General features: G+C 65.8%; 1 protein-coding gene. It reads right to left on the bottom strand.

Translation table 11 applies throughout. The annotated features are described in order from the left end of the window. A partial coding sequence (locus KVT14_RS21505; protein WP_217617400.1) for a hypothetical protein occupies nt 1-201 on the bottom strand: 201 nt, incomplete at its 3' end. Nucleotides 202-234: the final 33 nt, after the last annotated feature.

The following is a 234-nucleotide window of genomic DNA, read 5'->3' as shown; positions in this document are numbered from 1 at the left end:
CTGGAGCGGCGGCTTCGAGGCGACGTCGTAGCCGTCGAGCTTGATGACGCCCGCGCGCCCGGACTGGCCGACCTTGAACTCTGATCCTTGACCGTGGAGGACGACCAGAGCGTTGACCCACGGGAGGTTGCGCACCATCTGCGGACTCGTCGCGTAGGACTTGAGCAGCGTCGCCAAACGCATGCCCTTGCGGTCAGTCACCACGAACGGGTTGGGGTGCGTCTTACCCGGCTG

Source organism: Cellulomonas sp. GbtcB1 (assembly GCF_019091725.1).
In the GTDB taxonomy this organism is placed as follows: domain Bacteria; phylum Actinomycetota; class Actinomycetes; order Actinomycetales; family Cellulomonadaceae; genus Cellulomonas.
This window is presented reverse-complemented; position numbering and strand designations above follow the sequence as displayed.